The 14,369-nt window shown below is 57.6% G+C and carries 14 protein-coding genes and 1 tRNA gene; 9 read left to right on the forward strand and 6 right to left on the reverse strand.

What is annotated here, in order from left to right; all coding sequences use genetic code 11:
- Window positions 1-17: 17 nt before the first annotated feature.
- A complete protein-coding gene (fdhD, locus tag GRI39_RS09235) occupies window positions 18-737 on the forward strand; it encodes a formate dehydrogenase accessory sulfurtransferase FdhD (protein ID WP_343033323.1) in 720 nt (239 codons plus the stop codon).
- 9 nt (window positions 738-746) lie between these two features.
- On the opposite strand, the gene metW is transcribed toward fdhD, so the two are convergent.
- Both metW and metX read right to left on the reverse strand, forming a co-directional pair.
- A complete protein-coding gene (gene metW / locus GRI39_RS09240) occupies window positions 747-1,334 on the reverse strand; it encodes a methionine biosynthesis protein MetW (RefSeq protein ID WP_160739426.1) in 588 nt (195 codons plus the stop codon).
- Window positions 1,334-2,449, reverse strand: coding sequence for a homoserine O-acetyltransferase MetX (metX, locus tag GRI39_RS09245; protein ID WP_160739427.1), 1,116 nt, complete (start codon window positions 2,447-2,449; stop codon window positions 1,334-1,336). The genes metW and metX overlap by 1 nt, the downstream gene beginning before the upstream one ends.
- 69 nt (window positions 2,450-2,518) lie before the next feature.
- Between metX and hisC the strand changes: the two genes are divergently transcribed.
- Window positions 2,519-3,619 (forward strand): histidinol-phosphate transaminase, encoded by a 1,101-nt coding sequence (gene hisC, locus GRI39_RS09250; RefSeq protein WP_160739428.1) that lies wholly within the window; start codon window positions 2,519-2,521, stop codon window positions 3,617-3,619.
- Window positions 3,616-4,527 (forward strand): prephenate/arogenate dehydrogenase family protein, encoded by a 912-nt coding sequence (locus GRI39_RS09255; RefSeq protein WP_160739429.1) that lies wholly within the window; start codon window positions 3,616-3,618, stop codon window positions 4,525-4,527. Before hisC ends, GRI39_RS09255 begins: the two co-directional genes overlap by 4 nt.
- 28 nt (window positions 4,528-4,555) lie before the next feature.
- On the opposite strand, the gene GRI39_RS09260 is transcribed toward GRI39_RS09255, so the two are convergent.
- From GRI39_RS09260 to ftsE, 4 genes are read right to left on the reverse strand one after another with little or no spacing between them, the layout of a single operon-like run.
- Window positions 4,556-5,233 carry a lysophospholipid acyltransferase family protein gene (locus GRI39_RS09260; RefSeq protein ID WP_160739430.1) on the reverse strand — a complete coding sequence of 226 codons (678 nt, stop codon included), beginning with the start codon at window positions 5,231-5,233 and terminating at the stop codon, window positions 4,556-4,558.
- A gap of 1 nt (window position 5,234) precedes the next feature.
- The gene (locus tag GRI39_RS09265; RefSeq protein WP_160739431.1) at window positions 5,235-5,765 is read right to left on the reverse strand and encodes an ElyC/SanA/YdcF family protein; all 531 of its coding nucleotides are present in this window, start codon (window positions 5,763-5,765) and stop codon (window positions 5,235-5,237) included.
- On the reverse strand, window positions 5,762-6,700 hold the full coding sequence (locus tag GRI39_RS09270; protein ID WP_160739432.1) for a cell division protein FtsX: 939 nt from the start codon (window positions 6,698-6,700) through the stop codon (window positions 5,762-5,764). Before GRI39_RS09270 ends, GRI39_RS09265 begins: the two co-directional genes overlap by 4 nt.
- On the reverse strand, window positions 6,697-7,431 hold the full coding sequence (gene ftsE, locus GRI39_RS09275) for a cell division ATP-binding protein FtsE (RefSeq protein ID WP_343033324.1): 735 nt from the start codon (window positions 7,429-7,431) through the stop codon (window positions 6,697-6,699). Before ftsE ends, GRI39_RS09270 begins: the two co-directional genes overlap by 4 nt.
- A 176-nt stretch (window positions 7,432-7,607) precedes the next feature.
- On the opposite strand from ftsE, the gene GRI39_RS09280 reads away from it, so the two are divergent.
- From GRI39_RS09280 to dcd, 6 genes are all read left to right on the forward strand, one after another.
- On the forward strand, window positions 7,608-8,420 hold the full coding sequence (locus GRI39_RS09280; protein WP_160739433.1) for a zinc-ribbon domain-containing protein: 813 nt from the start codon (window positions 7,608-7,610) through the stop codon (window positions 8,418-8,420).
- Window positions 8,421-8,561: 141 nt separating this feature from the next.
- Window positions 8,562-8,648 (forward strand) — tRNA-Leu (locus tag GRI39_RS09285).
- A gap of 286 nt (window positions 8,649-8,934) precedes the next feature.
- Window positions 8,935-9,582: a YitT family protein gene (locus GRI39_RS09290; RefSeq protein WP_160739434.1), complete on the forward strand. Its 648-nt coding sequence runs from the start codon at window positions 8,935-8,937 to the stop codon at window positions 9,580-9,582.
- Between the two features lie 77 nt (window positions 9,583-9,659).
- Complete coding sequence (locus GRI39_RS09295) at window positions 9,660-10,490, forward strand: CmcJ/NvfI family oxidoreductase (RefSeq protein WP_160739435.1); 831 nt, start codon at window positions 9,660-9,662, stop codon at window positions 10,488-10,490.
- Window positions 10,491-10,598: 108 nt separating this feature from the next.
- The gene (gene putA, locus GRI39_RS09300; protein ID WP_160739436.1) at window positions 10,599-13,745 is read left to right on the forward strand and encodes a bifunctional proline dehydrogenase/L-glutamate gamma-semialdehyde dehydrogenase PutA; all 3,147 of its coding nucleotides are present in this window, start codon (window positions 10,599-10,601) and stop codon (window positions 13,743-13,745) included.
- 41 nt (window positions 13,746-13,786) lie between these two features.
- Entirely contained in the window at window positions 13,787-14,341 is a 555-nt protein-coding gene (gene dcd / locus GRI39_RS09305) for a dCTP deaminase (RefSeq protein ID WP_160739437.1), read from the forward strand.
- Window positions 14,342-14,369: the final 28 nt, after the last annotated feature.

A 14,369-nucleotide genomic window follows, 5' to 3' on the forward strand; every position in this document is an offset into this window, starting at 1 on the left:
CTGTCACGCGGGAATGGGTGCCCGAAGTTCCTATTGCCTTGGAATTTAACGGTTTAGCCTATTCGGTGATGATGGGCACGCCCGCTGATCTGGAAGATTTTGCGCGCGGCTTTGCGCTCAATGAAGGACTGGCCCGGCAGCTTTCTGACATCACTGATATCGGTGTGGCCGAAGTTGAAAATGGCTGGATTTTACGTGCCACATTGTCTGGCCTGGGCATCGAACAACTGACCGAAAGAGTCCGCACAAGAGTGGCTGAATCAAGCTGCGGATTGTGCGGAATCGAGAATCTGGAAAAGGTGGCACAAAGGCTCCCAAAGGTGCCTGAACACGTTCTAGCGGAACCTAAAGCGATCTTTGGGGCACTGAAAAGCCTGCGCGCGCATCAACCGCTCGGCCGGGCGACCGGCGCAGCCCATGCAGCGGCATTTGTCGATATGGATGGCACCATTCTTCATGCGCGCGAAGATGTCGGGCGGCATAATGCGATGGACAAATTGATCGGCGCGCTGGCATTGGCGGGGCAAAATCCGGCGGAGGGTTTTATCCTTTCCAGCGCGCGTTGTTCTTATGAGATTGTCGAAAAAGCAGTCCGCGCTGGGGCGAGCCAATTGGTGACCATTTCCCTGCCCACCAGCATGGCGGTCGAACGGGCGAGCGCTGCCGGGTTGAGCCTGTGGTCCCTGGCGCGCGAAGATAGCGTGCTGCTGGTCAATGATAGTTCGGGCGGGCTTTAAGCCCTCCCGTTACCGGCTGAGCTGATAGACCGCATATTCGGCGCGCCAATTGGCGGCGAAATGGCCGATTTCGCGGTCCCCGTGGAAGAACCAGCTTTTGACGATCGAAACGCCCTTGGCGGACAGCAGCACTTCAAAATCCGCCACGGTCAGATGGTGGATGTTCTGCGTTTCATACCAGGTGACGGGCAGGCGATTGGTCACCGGCATCCGACCCTTGAACATCAGATGCGAACGCACATGCCAATGGGCGAAATTGGGGAAGCTGACAAAGGCCTGCCGCCCCACGCGCAGCAATTCGTCCAGCATCAGATCGGGCCTTTCTGCGGTCTGCAATGTCTGGCTCAAAATCGCATAATCGAACGCGCCATCGGGATATTCGGCCAAATCACGATCCGCATCGCCCTGGATGGCGGAAAGGCCCTTGCTCACACAATGTTCAACGCTTTCCGGGTCAATCTCGATACCGCGCGCATCCACACCCTTTTCGGACTGGAGCACAGCCATCAGATCGCCATCGCCGCAACCAATATCGAGCACGCGTGAACCGGCTTTCACATTGTCAGCAATCACGCGAAGGTCAGAACGCAAAGCCATCAGCCCAAGAACCCCCCAACCACACGGTCCAGCGCAGGCACATCGAGCAGGAAACTGTCATGCCCATAAGGCGCGGAAAGTTCCACAAAGCTGACCGGGGCCGCCACCGCGTTCAGCGCATGAACCACGCTGCGAGCATCCGATGTCGTATAAAGCCAGTCCGTGTCGAAACTGATCAGGCAGAAGCGCGCAGAAGAACCGGCAAAAGCATTCGCCAGCCTGCCGCCATGTTCTTCCGCCAGATCGAAATAATCCATCGCGCGGGTGATATAGAGATAGGAATTGGCATCAAAGCGGCTGGTAAAGCTAAGGCCCTGATAGCGCAGATAGCTTTCGACCTGAAAATCGGCATCAAAGCCAAAGCTGATCGCGCCCTTTTCGCCATTGGGCCGATCCTGCAGGCGGCGGCCAAATTTATGCGTCAGCCCCGCTTCGGACAGATAGGTGATGTGTGCCGCCATCCGCGCTACGGCGAGGCCGGAATCCGGGTCGCGCCCGGTGTCGTAATAGGCGCCTTCCTGCCAGTTCGGGTCTGCCATAATGGCTTGCCGCCCGACTTCATGGAACGCGATATTCTGGGCTGAATGGCGCGCGGTGGTGGCAATCGCCAGCACCCGTTCGGCGCGTTCAGGGAAATTGGCCGCCAATGATAATGCCTGCATTCCGCCCATCGACCCGCCCACCACGGCGTGCAGTTTTTCAATGCCAAATTCATCCAGCAGCGCGAGTTCTGCGCGCACCATGTCGCGAATCGTGATGACCGGGAAGCGCATCCCGTATGGCTTGCCATCAGGGGCGATGCTGGCAGGCCCGGTGGAGCCCATGCAACTGCCGATGACGTTTGAACAGATGACAAAATAGCGATCGGTGTCGATCGGTTTGCCGGGGCCAACCATCCGGTCCCACCAGCCGGGCTTGCCGGTAATGGGGTGCGGATTGGCGACATGCTGATCGCCGGTCAGGGCGTGACACAGCAGAATCGCGTTGTTTTTTGCAGGGGCCAGCGTGCCATAGGTTTGATAGGCGATCTGGACGCGCTCCAACACCTGCCCGCTGTCGAGCGGCAGAGGTTTGGAAAGCGTCAGGCTGGGGCCGGTTTCAAGCGCAGTTGCCATAAGAAGCGCGGATTGGGCCAACGCAAGCAGGCTGTCAATTCCTCGCAAGGGAAGCTATGCGCGCAAGTGATGACAAAGCGCCCTGAAATGAAGCCGTGGATCGAGGCAATCCACGCTTATGTGCCCGGCAAATCGCGTTCCGCAAGCGGGCGCGAGCTGATCAAACTTTCCGCCAATGAAAATCCGCTTGGCACCAGCCCGGCGGCATTGGCTGCGCGCGCCGCAACGCCGGGGCCGGATCGCTATCCCGATCCCGATTCACGGGCCTTGCGCGAAGAAATCGCGCATCTGCATGGGTTGGATGCGGCACGGGTGGTCTGCGGCACCGGTTCGGATGAATTGCTCAATCTGGCGGTGCAGGCTTTCGCCGGGCCGGGCGATGAAGTGCTCTATGTGCGCTATGGCTTTTCGGTTTACGAAATTGCCGCAAGACGCTGTGGCACGACGCCGGTTATCGCGCCTGATTTGGATTATGGCACTGATATTGATGCCCTGCTTGGGCTGGTGAGCGACAAGACCCGCGTGGTTTTCCTTGCCAATCCGAACAACCCCACCGGCAGCTTCTTGCCCAAAGGCGAGATTGCCCGGCTCCATGCTGCTTTGCCGGATGATGTGTTATTCGTGCTCGATCAGGCCTATGCCGAATATCTTGCCCCGGAAGATGATGATGGCGGGCTGGCACTGGCAAAAGTGGCCAACAATGTGCTGGTCACGCGGACGTTTTCGAAAATTTACGGCCTTGCCGGTGAACGCATTGGCTGGGGCACTGGTGCGCCGCATATCATTGATGCACTGAACCGCATTCGCGGGCCATTCAATGTCTCGCTTTCCGGGCAGGCTGCGGGCCTGGCAGCCTTACGCGATCAGGAGTTTGTCAAGAAATCGCGCGCGCATAATCTGGCGGAACGCGCGCGCTTTGTGGCGGCATTGGAAGCGCTGGGCAATCACGGCATCCGCCCGCTGCCGAGCCAGGCCAATTTCGTGCTGATCCTGTTTGAAGGTGCGCTAACGGCTGAGGCGGTGCATGATGCGCTGGCGGACCGAGGCTATGCGACGCGCTGGCTGCCCGGACAGGGCCTGCCACAAGCCTTACGGATCACCATCGGCGCGTCTGACCATATGACCGAGATCGCCGAGACGATCCGCACATTGGCGGAGCAGGCCGGATGAGTTTCCATCGCATTGCGATCATCGGCCTTGGGTTGCTGGGTGGCTCTATCGGGCTTGCGGTCAAAAGCCACCTGCCGGGGGTTCAGACCACCGGCTATGATGCAGACCCCGCCGTGCGCCTTCGGGCAAGCGAACGCGGGCTGGCTGACGTGATTTGCTCCACCGCCGCCAAGGCCGTGAAAGATGCCGATCTGGTGATCCTGTGCGTGCCTGTGGGCGCGATGGGTGCAGCCGCGCAGGAATTTGCCGATGCGCTGAAACCGGGCGTGCTGGTGAGCGATGTCGGCTCTTCCAAGGCGACGATCACGCAAGCCCTGCAAGATGCGCTGCCCGGTGTGGCGGTGATACCGGCTCATCCCGTGGCAGGCACGGAAAACAGCGGGCCGGATGCAGGCTTTGCTTCCCTCTTCCAACAACGCTGGTGCATCATTACCCCGCCTGAAAGGGCCGATTCCAAACTGGTGGACCGGCTGGTCGATTTCTGGGAAGCTCTGGGTGCGATGGTCGAAGTGATGGACGCTGCCCATCATGATCGGGTGCTCGCCGTCACCAGCCATATTCCGCATCTCATCGCTTACACAATCGTCGGCACTGCTTCTGACCTTGAGGAAGTGACCCGCAGCGAAGTGATCAAATATTCCGCCGGGGGTTTCCGCGATTTCACCCGCATTGCCGCATCAGACCCGACCATGTGGCGTGATGTATTCCTGAACAACCGGGAAGCGGTGCTCGAAATGCTCGACACATTCCTCACCGATCTGGCCCATATGCGCGAAAGCATCATTGCCAGCGATGGCGAAGCAATGTTTGACCTGTTCACCAAAACCCGCGCTATTCGCCGATCTATCGTGGCATTGGGGCAGGATGATGCGCGGCCGGACTTTGGCCGCAGCGATCATAAAGGATAAGGCATCGCCGCGATCAATGCTGGCACGGTCAATTCAGGGCATTGATCGCGGCATGAACCTTTTCTTCCACTTCAGCGCGGGGAAGCCCGGCCGGAATGATTTCGCCATAACGATAGGTGATCGTGCCGGGTCGCTTTAAGCGATGCTGATAGAGCGGGCCGCTATCCACAGCCACCGGCACCACCGGCAAGCCAATCATTTTATAAATTCCCGCAAAGCCTGAGCGCAAAGCCGGGCGTTGCCCATGGGGCACGCGGGTGCCCTCGGGGAAAATACACAAGGGCCGCCCATCATGTGCATGGGTCTTGGCCTGCTTGATCATGCTGCGCAGCGCCTTGGCTCCATCCAGCCGGGCCACCGGGATCAGCCCATAGACCACCGCCGCGCGACCCCAGATAGGAATGTTGAACAATTCCTGCTTGGCGAAGATCACCGGCCGCACAAATAAAGTCGGAAATTCAATCGCCTCAAAAAAACTCTCATGCTTAAAGGCAAAGAAACAGGGGCCTTCAGGCTTCACCCCCTCTTCACGAATGGTGATGCCGAGCAGATTGCGCACGCACCAGCGATGGTGGCGCGACCAGGCATCGCAAATGGATGGCGCAGCAGATGGCGCAACCAGCACCACCGGAATCAGCAGCAGCAATAACAAAACCGTGCCGCCATAGAAGATGACATAAAAGAGGATGTTGCGCAGTAAGATCATATTACCCCGGCCAGGCTTCGGACAGGAAGGTGAGCAGAAACTTGTTATATTCAAGGAATAGCATCTTCAAAGATGGCTCTGTGCGCACGCCATCTTCCAGCACCACGACATCAGCGGGGAGCGCCTGACGCAATTCCTGCCGAATACGGCGCATGTGCCAGTCGCTCGTCACGATGCGGATGGAATGGTAACTGTTCTTCTTGATCCATTGTGCGGTTTCGCGGGCATTTCCACGCGTATCCAGAGCATCAAAACCCAAGGTTACACAGCAATCCATCAACCGGTCTGACACCTTATATTCGGTGGCGAATTCAACCGGACGGACATGAATATCCACGCCGCTTACCAGAAGCTTCTTTGCCTTGCCTTCGCGCAGCAAATCGAGCCCCCGCCCGATACGCCCTGCCCCACCCGTGGGCACCACAATCGCATCCGTTGCCTGCGAATCGTCAGGCCCCGGCAGTGTCACCGCGAACCACAGGAACCCGACCAGCCAAAACAATAAAAACGCAGCAAAAATTCGACCGATCACAGCATTCGTCTCAAGGCACTCAGCACAGTTATCCGGGCAGTTAAGAAAGCAACAGCCACACCGATAAACGGAATTGCGCCAATTGCCACCCAATCCCCGCCCGTAAGCCATGCACTCTGCACCATGCCCGAGCCAAGGGCTGCAAATTGCCGCGCCAGAATGGCAATCGCGCCAAGTCCCACCGCCATCCCGATCACCGCCCCAAGGGCAGCATCGCGCGCCGCAGAACGCTGGAAAATCCGCGCGATCTGGTGGTCGCTCGCGCCGAGCATATAGACGATTTCAATCGTCGCGCGATTGGCCGCCATGGCACTGCGGGCGGCGAGCCATACAGCGGCAATGCTGGTCATTCCGATCAGCATGATCAGCCCCATGGCCAGCCAGCGGAGCGAATTGACCGCGTCAAACACCGGCCCCAGCCATGTCGATTGTGCATCCACTCTGGCAGCGGGGACCTTTTTTGCCAGCACTTTGCGCAGATTTGCCAGATCAGCGGCGGTCACTTGCCCCTTCAGCCGCACATCGATCAGCGCCGGCACAGGAATGGTGCTGTCTGTCGCGAAATCCTTGCCCAACCATGGTTCCAGCAAGGCATTCAGCTCTGCATCAGGCACCCGGCGCAGTTCATACATGCGCGGTACCCCGCCTAAAAGGGTCAGCGCCAGCCGGGCCTGCCGCTCACGCGCAGTCGGGTCGGCTTCGACGATCTGTACCGTTACCCCGCCCGAAATCTCAGCCTGCGCATTATGGGCCAGATTGCTCAGCGAAAGGGCAGCCGCAGCAGCCATGACACTCAAGGCAATCATCACGGCGATGACGGATGGAATCGGCCCTGCCAATCGCGTGCGCGGGATCAGCCCTTGCGCGGCGTCAGACCCGCGCCAGCGCTGTACCCAACCTTCAATCCGCTCCCAATGGTCCCAGCGCGACCTCATCGCCTTGAACCTTCCGAAGAAGTCGCATTTCGTCGGGTCAGCCGCCCCCGCTCCAGATGAAGAATTTGCGGATTGGGCAGATTTTCGCGCAAATGCGCATCATGCGTGGCGACCACCACTGTCGTTCCCAGTCGGTTGAGCGCTTCAAACAGGCGCAGCAATTTGAGCGCCATTTCCGGGTCGACATTGCCCGTCGGCTCATCAGCCACGAGAATTTCCGGCCGGCCAATCACGGCCCGTGCAATCGCGACACGTTGCTGTTCGCCACCAGAAAGCGATGCGGGACTGGCAGTTGAACGATGCGACAAGCCTACCCAATCGAGAATATCGGCCACCGGGCGGGCAATATCGCGTTCGGGCAAGCCTGACAGCCTGAGCGGAAGCGCCACATTCTCAAAAGCAGAGAGGTGCGACACCAGCCGGAAATCCTGAAACACCACCCCAATTCGCCGCCGATATTCGGGCAGCTTCTCTCTCGGTGTGGTGATCAGATCCTGCCCGAACATGCGGATAATTCCCCGCGATGGGCGCTGGGCCAGATAAAGCAGCCGCAACAGGGATGTTTTGCCCGCCCCGCTTGCCCCGGTGAGGAAATAAAACCGCCCCGGCTCAAGCGTCACAGTAATATCACTGAGAACTTCGCGATCCGTGCCATAGCGCAATCCGACATTATCGAATTGCACCACGCTTCGGTCGCTGGGCCGGCTATCGGGGCGGAAACTTGAGTTCACCGCGCATAATCCAATGAGAAGCAGGCTTGCCACAACCGATGGGTATAATAGGGATCGCAAAGCATGTGCGGGTGCTATAGCCTGTGTTGGATGTGGAAAAAAGCTGTGCTTGATGCGTGGTATAGGGGTTCGTGCCTTGTTGGCATGTCGTTCCCGTGCTTTAGATTCAATCCAGTATGATTATTGCCTGCCCAGCCTGCTCCACACGCTATGTCGTGCCGGACAATTCCGTCGGACCGGAAGGTCGGACTGTTCGTTGCGCCAAGTGCCGGCATAGCTGGTTTCAGGAAGGGCCGGACTTTTCCCGCCCTGCGGAAAGCCAGAAAGCGGAGGAATCCAGCGCTTCGCCCCCTCACAATGAGAGTGACAGCGCGGCGCAGACACACGACGCTGCGGCTGTTGCAGAACCGCAAGAATCATCGCTCAGCGTGGCGCAAGCCCCTGTCAAAACCGCCTTTGCTTCAGAAGATCGCGTGCCCCCGCCGCCCATGGCGCCCTACCCCTCAACCGAAGATTCGACGAACTCATCGCAGTTTGACCCAGCACCGCCCTTTCGCCCGCGTCGCAATCCGTTGAAATTGTGGACCTATGCTGCGGTGGTGTTTGCTGTGCTGGCCGCAGCGACTTTGGGTGCGGTCAGCTATTGGGGAATGCCGGACTGGCTCCCGATGAGCCGCCCGATCTTCGCGCAGGCGGAACCCGATTTGCAGCTCGATTTTCCAGCAGACCAGCAAGAACGGCGGCAATTGCCCAATGGCACTGAATTTTTCGGCGCCAGCGGCACAGTCACCAATATCGGCAGTTCCTCGACCCGCGTGCCACCGATCCTGATCGTATTGCGCGATGGGCGGGACCGAATCGTCTATAGTTGGGAAATCATGCCTCCCAAACGCACGCTTGGGCCGGGTGAAAGTATGAGCATCAACGAAGCGAAGACGGATGTGCCCCGGTCGGCCAAATTTGCCGAAATCGGCTGGAAACCAGACTAATCCGCCCGTTTCAGCCGATGACTGCAATCTTTTTACAGAAAAATGCGATTATTTTCACGAGTGCGCTTGCCGGATCATAGACCCTTTGCTAATGGCGCGCTCCTACCCCGCAAGGACGCTGCAAAGCACCTTGTTCGACGTGCGGTCGTGGCGGAACTGGTAGACGCGCAACGTTGAGGTCGTTGTGGCCGAAAGGCCGTGGAAGTTCGAGTCTTCTCGACCGCACCATATTTCACAGAAAATATGAATATTGCCTTCGGGCACCCCCATTCATTGGTGGGCTTTGTGTGCTTATGGTGCTGTGCCACACTGCATTTGGCACACATTTTTTATGTCCTGAATGGCACGAAATCCTCTCATCATTCGAAAATTGCGTGTAATCACGACGACTGATGACAGGAAAAGCAGCTTTTGAGCGCTGAATGCACTTCTGTAATAAAATTACAAATCACTTGCCATAAGCCTCAAAGCCGTGAAAAGCGTATCCAAATTGCCTCTATTCGGATCTTTTGAGATGCAGATTCCCACCGATACTGGCCGCCCACAACATAGCACGCTTGAAGATGCCTATGCGCTGATCGTGGGCTGCATCATGCTGGCACTGGGAATGGCCATATTGAAAGCCACCGGTCTGGTGACAGGCGGCATGGCCGGCTTTGCCCTGCTGGTGGGGCATTTCATTCCTCTGTCGACCGGCCTGCTCTTTGCGCTGCTCAACATCCCGTTCTTTCTCTTGTCGCTCAAGGTGATGGGCTGGACCTTCACCTTGCGCACATTGCTGGTAAGTCTGGGCGTGGCAGGCTTTTCGATCCTGTTCGATCATACGGCTGATTTCACCATCCATAATGCCCCGCTCGCTGCCTTTTCCGCCGGGATTATTCTTGGCCTGGGCATTTTGGCGATTGCCCGCCACGGCGCAGGCGTTGGAGGAATCGGTATTGTCGCGCTCTGGCTGCTATCGTCGCGCGGATGGAATGCAGGCCGAACACAGGTATTTTTCGATGTCGTGATCCTGTCCGCCTCTATCCCCTTTATCGGGACGACGAATATTCTCTATTCTCTGGTTGGTGCCGTAGCGATGTCTTCTATCCTCTATGTCTGGCACCGGCCCGATCTCTATGCCGGAATATCGCCTCCGTTCAGGGCTGCACGCGCCAAATAGAATAATCGGGCATTGTCAAAAACCTCTTCCCCAAGCGCCAAGGAATCGGCACTCTTGGCAAAAAAGGAGAGAGAACAATGTCTGCCACAATGGCCCATCCTCGCACTGTTGAGGGGACTGTATTTTATGCAAGAGACACAGGGAGGGTGGAAACTTTCCACGCCAATGATCTCAGCCTCGATACGGTTCAAAAAGACGCACACACTGTGCCGATCATCGATGCGCGCACATTGGCACAGGCTCCGCAGCTTGATGTGAACGGGTTTGAACTGTTCACCATGCTCACCGCTGTTACCGATTGGCGTGATGCAGAGCGGGCCAGCGCCATCCATCCGGACGAAATTGCTGCCTTTGTGAAGCGCATCACCGGGGCTGATGAAGTGCTGGTGGCAGGCCCACCTATCCTGCGCTGGGGTGAAAGATCACCGGAAGCTGGCACACGGCACAATTCCTATGCCGCGCGGCTGGTCCATTCCGATTCCTATTTCTCAGCCGCTGAACAACAATCCACCGACAGTAACCCGCATCCTGACCGGACAGTGAAACGCTGTGCCCATCACAATATCTGGCGCGCATTTTCCGGCCCGCCGATCGACGTGCCGCTGACAATTTGCGATGCCACAACAGTGAAAGATGAAGATGTGATCGAAGCGAGCGCGGCCTTCGATGTAGATGGCAAAGTCACATGGCGGCTGCCGTCGATGAATTTCATCTATTCTCCCCGGCATCGTTGGTATTTCTTTTCCGACATGACGCCCGATGACGTTCTTGTCTTCAAAAGATGGGATACGGACAGTGCAGTTGCGCGTTATGTTCCTCACACCGCCTTTACCGACCCTTCCGTCGGCTCCGACAGTGAACCGCGTGCAAGCGTGGAGATGCGTACCTTGGCGTACTGGTATGAATAAAAAGGAAAATTTTTCTTTTCGCCGGGACGTCCAAATGCGCAAAAATCAGGATCACCTCATGTTTGCAAGGGGTTGAAGCTGAGAGAACCGGGGCCAGATGGGTAGAGAATGAATCAGTTTTCAGAAAGCCCGCCCATGATCGATCGCACCGCCCTCCGCTCTGCTTATCGCCAGGACGAGCCCGAATGCAACGCGCAACGGATCGCCCAGGCCAAGGACGCTGACAAGGCCCATGATGAGGCCGCCGCTCTGGCTGTAAAGCTGATCGAAGGCGCTCGCGGGCACAAGGAAGATGGCCTTGATGCCTTTCTCCATGCCTATGGTCTGGCGACGGAGGAAGGCATTGCGCTGATGTGCCTCGCCGAAGCACTGCTGCGGGTGCCTGACACAGAAACGCTCGATGCGCTGATCCACGATAAGCTGGGCGATGTGGCGTGGCAGGAGCATCTGGGCGAAAGCAGTTCCAGCTTCGTCAATGCTGCAACATTCTCTCTGATGCTGACCGGGGAAGTCCTGCGCGGTTCCGGCCTGAAGGAAGCGGGCCTTGGCAATGCGCTGCGCCGTTCAGTCGGGCGTCTGGGTGAACCGGTGATCCGCAAGGCCACTTTGCAGGCCATGCGCATTCTGGGCGGGCAGTTCGTTTTTGGCCGCACCATCGAAGAGGGGATGAAGCGCGCCCTGCCTGAACGCAAGAAGGGTCTGACCCATTCTTACGACATGCTTGGCGAAGCAGCGATGACCTTCGAAGATGCTGAACGCTACCGGGTTTCCTATCTCGATGCGATTTCCAAGCTGGCGGCACGGGCCGGTGGCGGCATCGTCAAATCGCCCGGAATTTCGGTGAAGCTATCGGCACTTTATCCCAAATATGACTATCTTCACGCCAAGGCCGCGATTGATGCGCTAGTGCCAATCACGCGCGAACTGGCCGTGGCGGCGCGCGATGCAAACATTCACTTCACCATCGACGCTGAAGAAGCGGAACGGCTGGAATTGCAGCTCGATGTGATGGAAGCGCTGGCTTCTGATGATGCATTGTTCACGCGGGAAGACGGCACCCAGTGGGAAGGCTTCGGCATGGCCATTCAGGCCTACCAGAAGCGCGCCGCCCCTCTGTGTGACTGGATTGTACGCCTTGCTCGCAAGAACGATCGCAAGATGATGATCCGCTTGGTGAAGGGCGCTTATTGGGACACCGAAATCAAGGCAAGTCAGGTCGGCGGATTTGAAGATTATCCGGTGTTCACAGCCAAGGTCGCGACGGATGTTTCCTTCCTCGCTTGCGCAGCCAAACTGCTGAAGGCGGATGACGTGATCTTCCCCGCTTTTGCCACGCATAACGCTTATACGATCGGATCGATCAAGCAGTTGGCCAAGGGTCAGGCGTTCGAGTTCCAGCGCCTGCACGGCATGGGTGAAGAAGTTTACGAAGCGCTCGCCAAGCTTGAGAAGAAGAATGGCGAACCACAAACGCCGGTGCGGATCTATGCCCCGGTGGGCGGGCATAAGGATCTCTTGGCCTATCTGGTGCGCCGCCTGCTGGAAAATGGTGCGAACAGTTCTTTCGTCAACCGGATGGCCGATGCGGAAGTCCCGGCGGAAGAGCTGGCCAAGAATCCGATGACTGAGCTGGGCGACATGCCCATCATGCGCAACCTCAATATCCCGCTCCCGCGCGAAATTTTTGTCACCCGGGTCAACAGCGCTGGCGTCGACATTGCAGACCGCGATGTTCAGGCCGATGTGCTGGCCAAGGTGGATGCGTTGAAAACCCGGAGTTGGCTCGCCACACCAACCGTGCTCGCCGGAGAGGGCGGTGAAGAACATGATGTGTTTTCACCCATCGACACCAGCGATGTGGTGGGCACTGCGCTTTATCCCACTTCAGACGACGTGGATCTGGCCATCACTCGTGCAGTGACGGCACAACGCCGGTGGGACGCGGTGGGCGGCATTACGCGTGCCGACATTCTGGAAGCGGCCGCCGACGGGCTGGAAGCCAATACGATTGAATTTATTTCGCTATGCCGCCGAGAAGCTGGCAAAACTATCATCGACGCGATCCTCGAAATTCGTGAAGCAGTGGATTTCCTGCGCTTCTATGCCAGCGAAGCACGGATGCAATTTGCCGCACCAGTGCCTTTGCCGGGGCCAACGGGGGAGCAGAACCGCCTGCATCTGTCCGGGCGCGGTGTGTTTGCAACGATTTCGCCGTGGAATTTCCCTCTGGCCATTTTCGTCGGCCCAGCGGCGGCAGCTCTGGCTGCGGGCAACACCGTGGTCGCCAAGCCCGCCGAACAGACACCGCTCATCGCGGCCCATGCGGTGAAGGTCATGCATGAAGCCGGCATTCCCAATGATGTGCTGCAATTGCTTCCCGGTGGCGGTGAAGTGGGCGGCATGATCACCAGCGATCCGCGCATTGCAGGTGTGGCCTTCACGGGATCGTCTGCAACCGCACGTGCCATCAACCGCAGCCTTGCCGCACGCGATGGCGGAATTGCGACCTTTATTGCTGAAACCGGTGGCCAGAATGCAATGATCGTGGACAGTTCGGCTCTGCCCGAACAGGTGACACGTGATGTGGTAGCATCATCTTTCCAAAGTGCGGGCCAGCGCTGCTCAGCCTTACGGGTGCTCTATCTGCAAGAAGATGTTGCGGACACTATGCTGCACATGATCAAGGGCGCATTTGAAGCGCTCGACATTGGCGACCCGGCTGATCTTCCTACAGATGTTGGGCCAGTCATCGATGAAGAGGCCAAAGAGAAGCTCGACGATCACGTGGACACCATGCGCCAACGCGGGTTCAAAGTCTGGCAACGTGAATTGCCTGAAATCACGCAGAAGGGCAGCTATGTTGCGCCTACGATCATCGAGATCAATTCCATCGAAGATCTCGATCAGGAAAATTTCGGCCCGATCCTGCATGTGGTGCGATTCAAAGGTACGGAGCTTGATAAGATCATCGATGAGATCAATTCCACCGGTTATGGCCTGACACTTGGCCTGCACAGCCGGATCGACGGCACGCGTCAATTGGTAGAATCTCGCGCCAGAGTCGGGAATTTCTACGTCAACCGCAATCAGATCGGCGCAGTGGTGGAAAGCCAGCCCTTTGGCGGTGAAGGCCATTCGGGCACCGGACCCAAGGCCGGGGGCCCGCATTATGTTGCCCGCTTTGCCACAGAACGGGTGATTACGATCGACACAACAGCCGCCGGCGGGAATGCCAGCCTGCTGGCTGCAGGATAAAATCACTTGCCTCCTGAATCGCTATCCGCAATCCCATGCGGATGGCGATTCTGAGTGATAAATGGATCCGCAACAAAGCGGTCAGCGAGCAAATGATTGAACCCTTTGTGGAAGCACAAAGGCGCGATGGGTGCATCAGCTATGGGCTATCGTCCTATGGCTATGACGCTCGCGTAGCGGATGAGTTCAAGATCTTCACCAATGTCGATAGCGCGATTGTCGATCCCAAGGATTTTGACTCTAACAGCTTCGTGGATCGCAAAACCGATTGCTGCATCATTCCGCCCAACAGTTTTGCGCTTGCCCGCACAGTGGAATATTTCCGCGTGCCAAAGGATGTGCTGGTAATCTGCCTTGGCAAATCCACCTATGCACGCTGCGGCATCATTGTGAATGTCACACCACTGGAACCGGGTTGGGAAGGCCATGTGACGCTGGAATTTTCCAACACCACCCCCTTGCCTGCGCGGGTCTATGCCAATGAAGGCGCTTGCCAATTTCTGTTCCTGCAAGGCAATGAACCTTGTGAAACGAGCTATGCCGACAGAGCAGGCAAATATATGGGCCAGCGCGGAGTAACTTTACCCCGCCTCTAACGGCCCACCATCTCACGGGAGAGAGATT

It is taken from the genome of Altericroceibacterium indicum, assembly GCF_009828105.1.
Classification (GTDB): Bacteria; Pseudomonadota; Alphaproteobacteria; order Sphingomonadales; family Sphingomonadaceae; genus Altericroceibacterium; species Altericroceibacterium indicum.

Bases quoted from the DNA above. Each gene is read 5' to 3' on its own strand.
- metW (WP_160739426.1), bottom strand. From the start codon at position 1,334: ATGGCTTTGCGTTCTGACCTTCGCGTGATTGCTGACAATGTGAAAGCC.
- metX (WP_160739427.1), bottom strand. From the start codon at position 2,449: ATGGCAACTGCGCTTGAAACCGGCCCCAGCCTGACGCTTTCCAAACCT.
- hisC (WP_160739428.1), top strand. From the start codon at position 2,519: ATGACAAAGCGCCCTGAAATGAAGCCGTGGATCGAGGCAATCCACGCT.
- GRI39_RS09255 (WP_160739429.1), top strand. From the start codon at position 3,616: ATGAGTTTCCATCGCATTGCGATCATCGGCCTTGGGTTGCTGGGTGGC.
- GRI39_RS09260 (WP_160739430.1), bottom strand. From the start codon at position 5,233: ATGATCTTACTGCGCAACATCCTCTTTTATGTCATCTTCTATGGCGGC.
- GRI39_RS09270 (WP_160739432.1), bottom strand. From the start codon at position 6,700: ATGAGGTCGCGCTGGGACCATTGGGAGCGGATTGAAGGTTGGGTACAG.
- GRI39_RS09280 (WP_160739433.1), top strand. From the start codon at position 7,608: ATGATTATTGCCTGCCCAGCCTGCTCCACACGCTATGTCGTGCCGGAC.
- GRI39_RS09290 (WP_160739434.1), top strand. From the start codon at position 8,935: ATGCAGATTCCCACCGATACTGGCCGCCCACAACATAGCACGCTTGAA.
- GRI39_RS09295 (WP_160739435.1), top strand. From the start codon at position 9,660: ATGTCTGCCACAATGGCCCATCCTCGCACTGTTGAGGGGACTGTATTT.
- putA (WP_160739436.1), top strand. From the start codon at position 10,599: ATGAATCAGTTTTCAGAAAGCCCGCCCATGATCGATCGCACCGCCCTC.
- dcd (WP_160739437.1), top strand. From the start codon at position 13,787: ATGGCGATTCTGAGTGATAAATGGATCCGCAACAAAGCGGTCAGCGAG.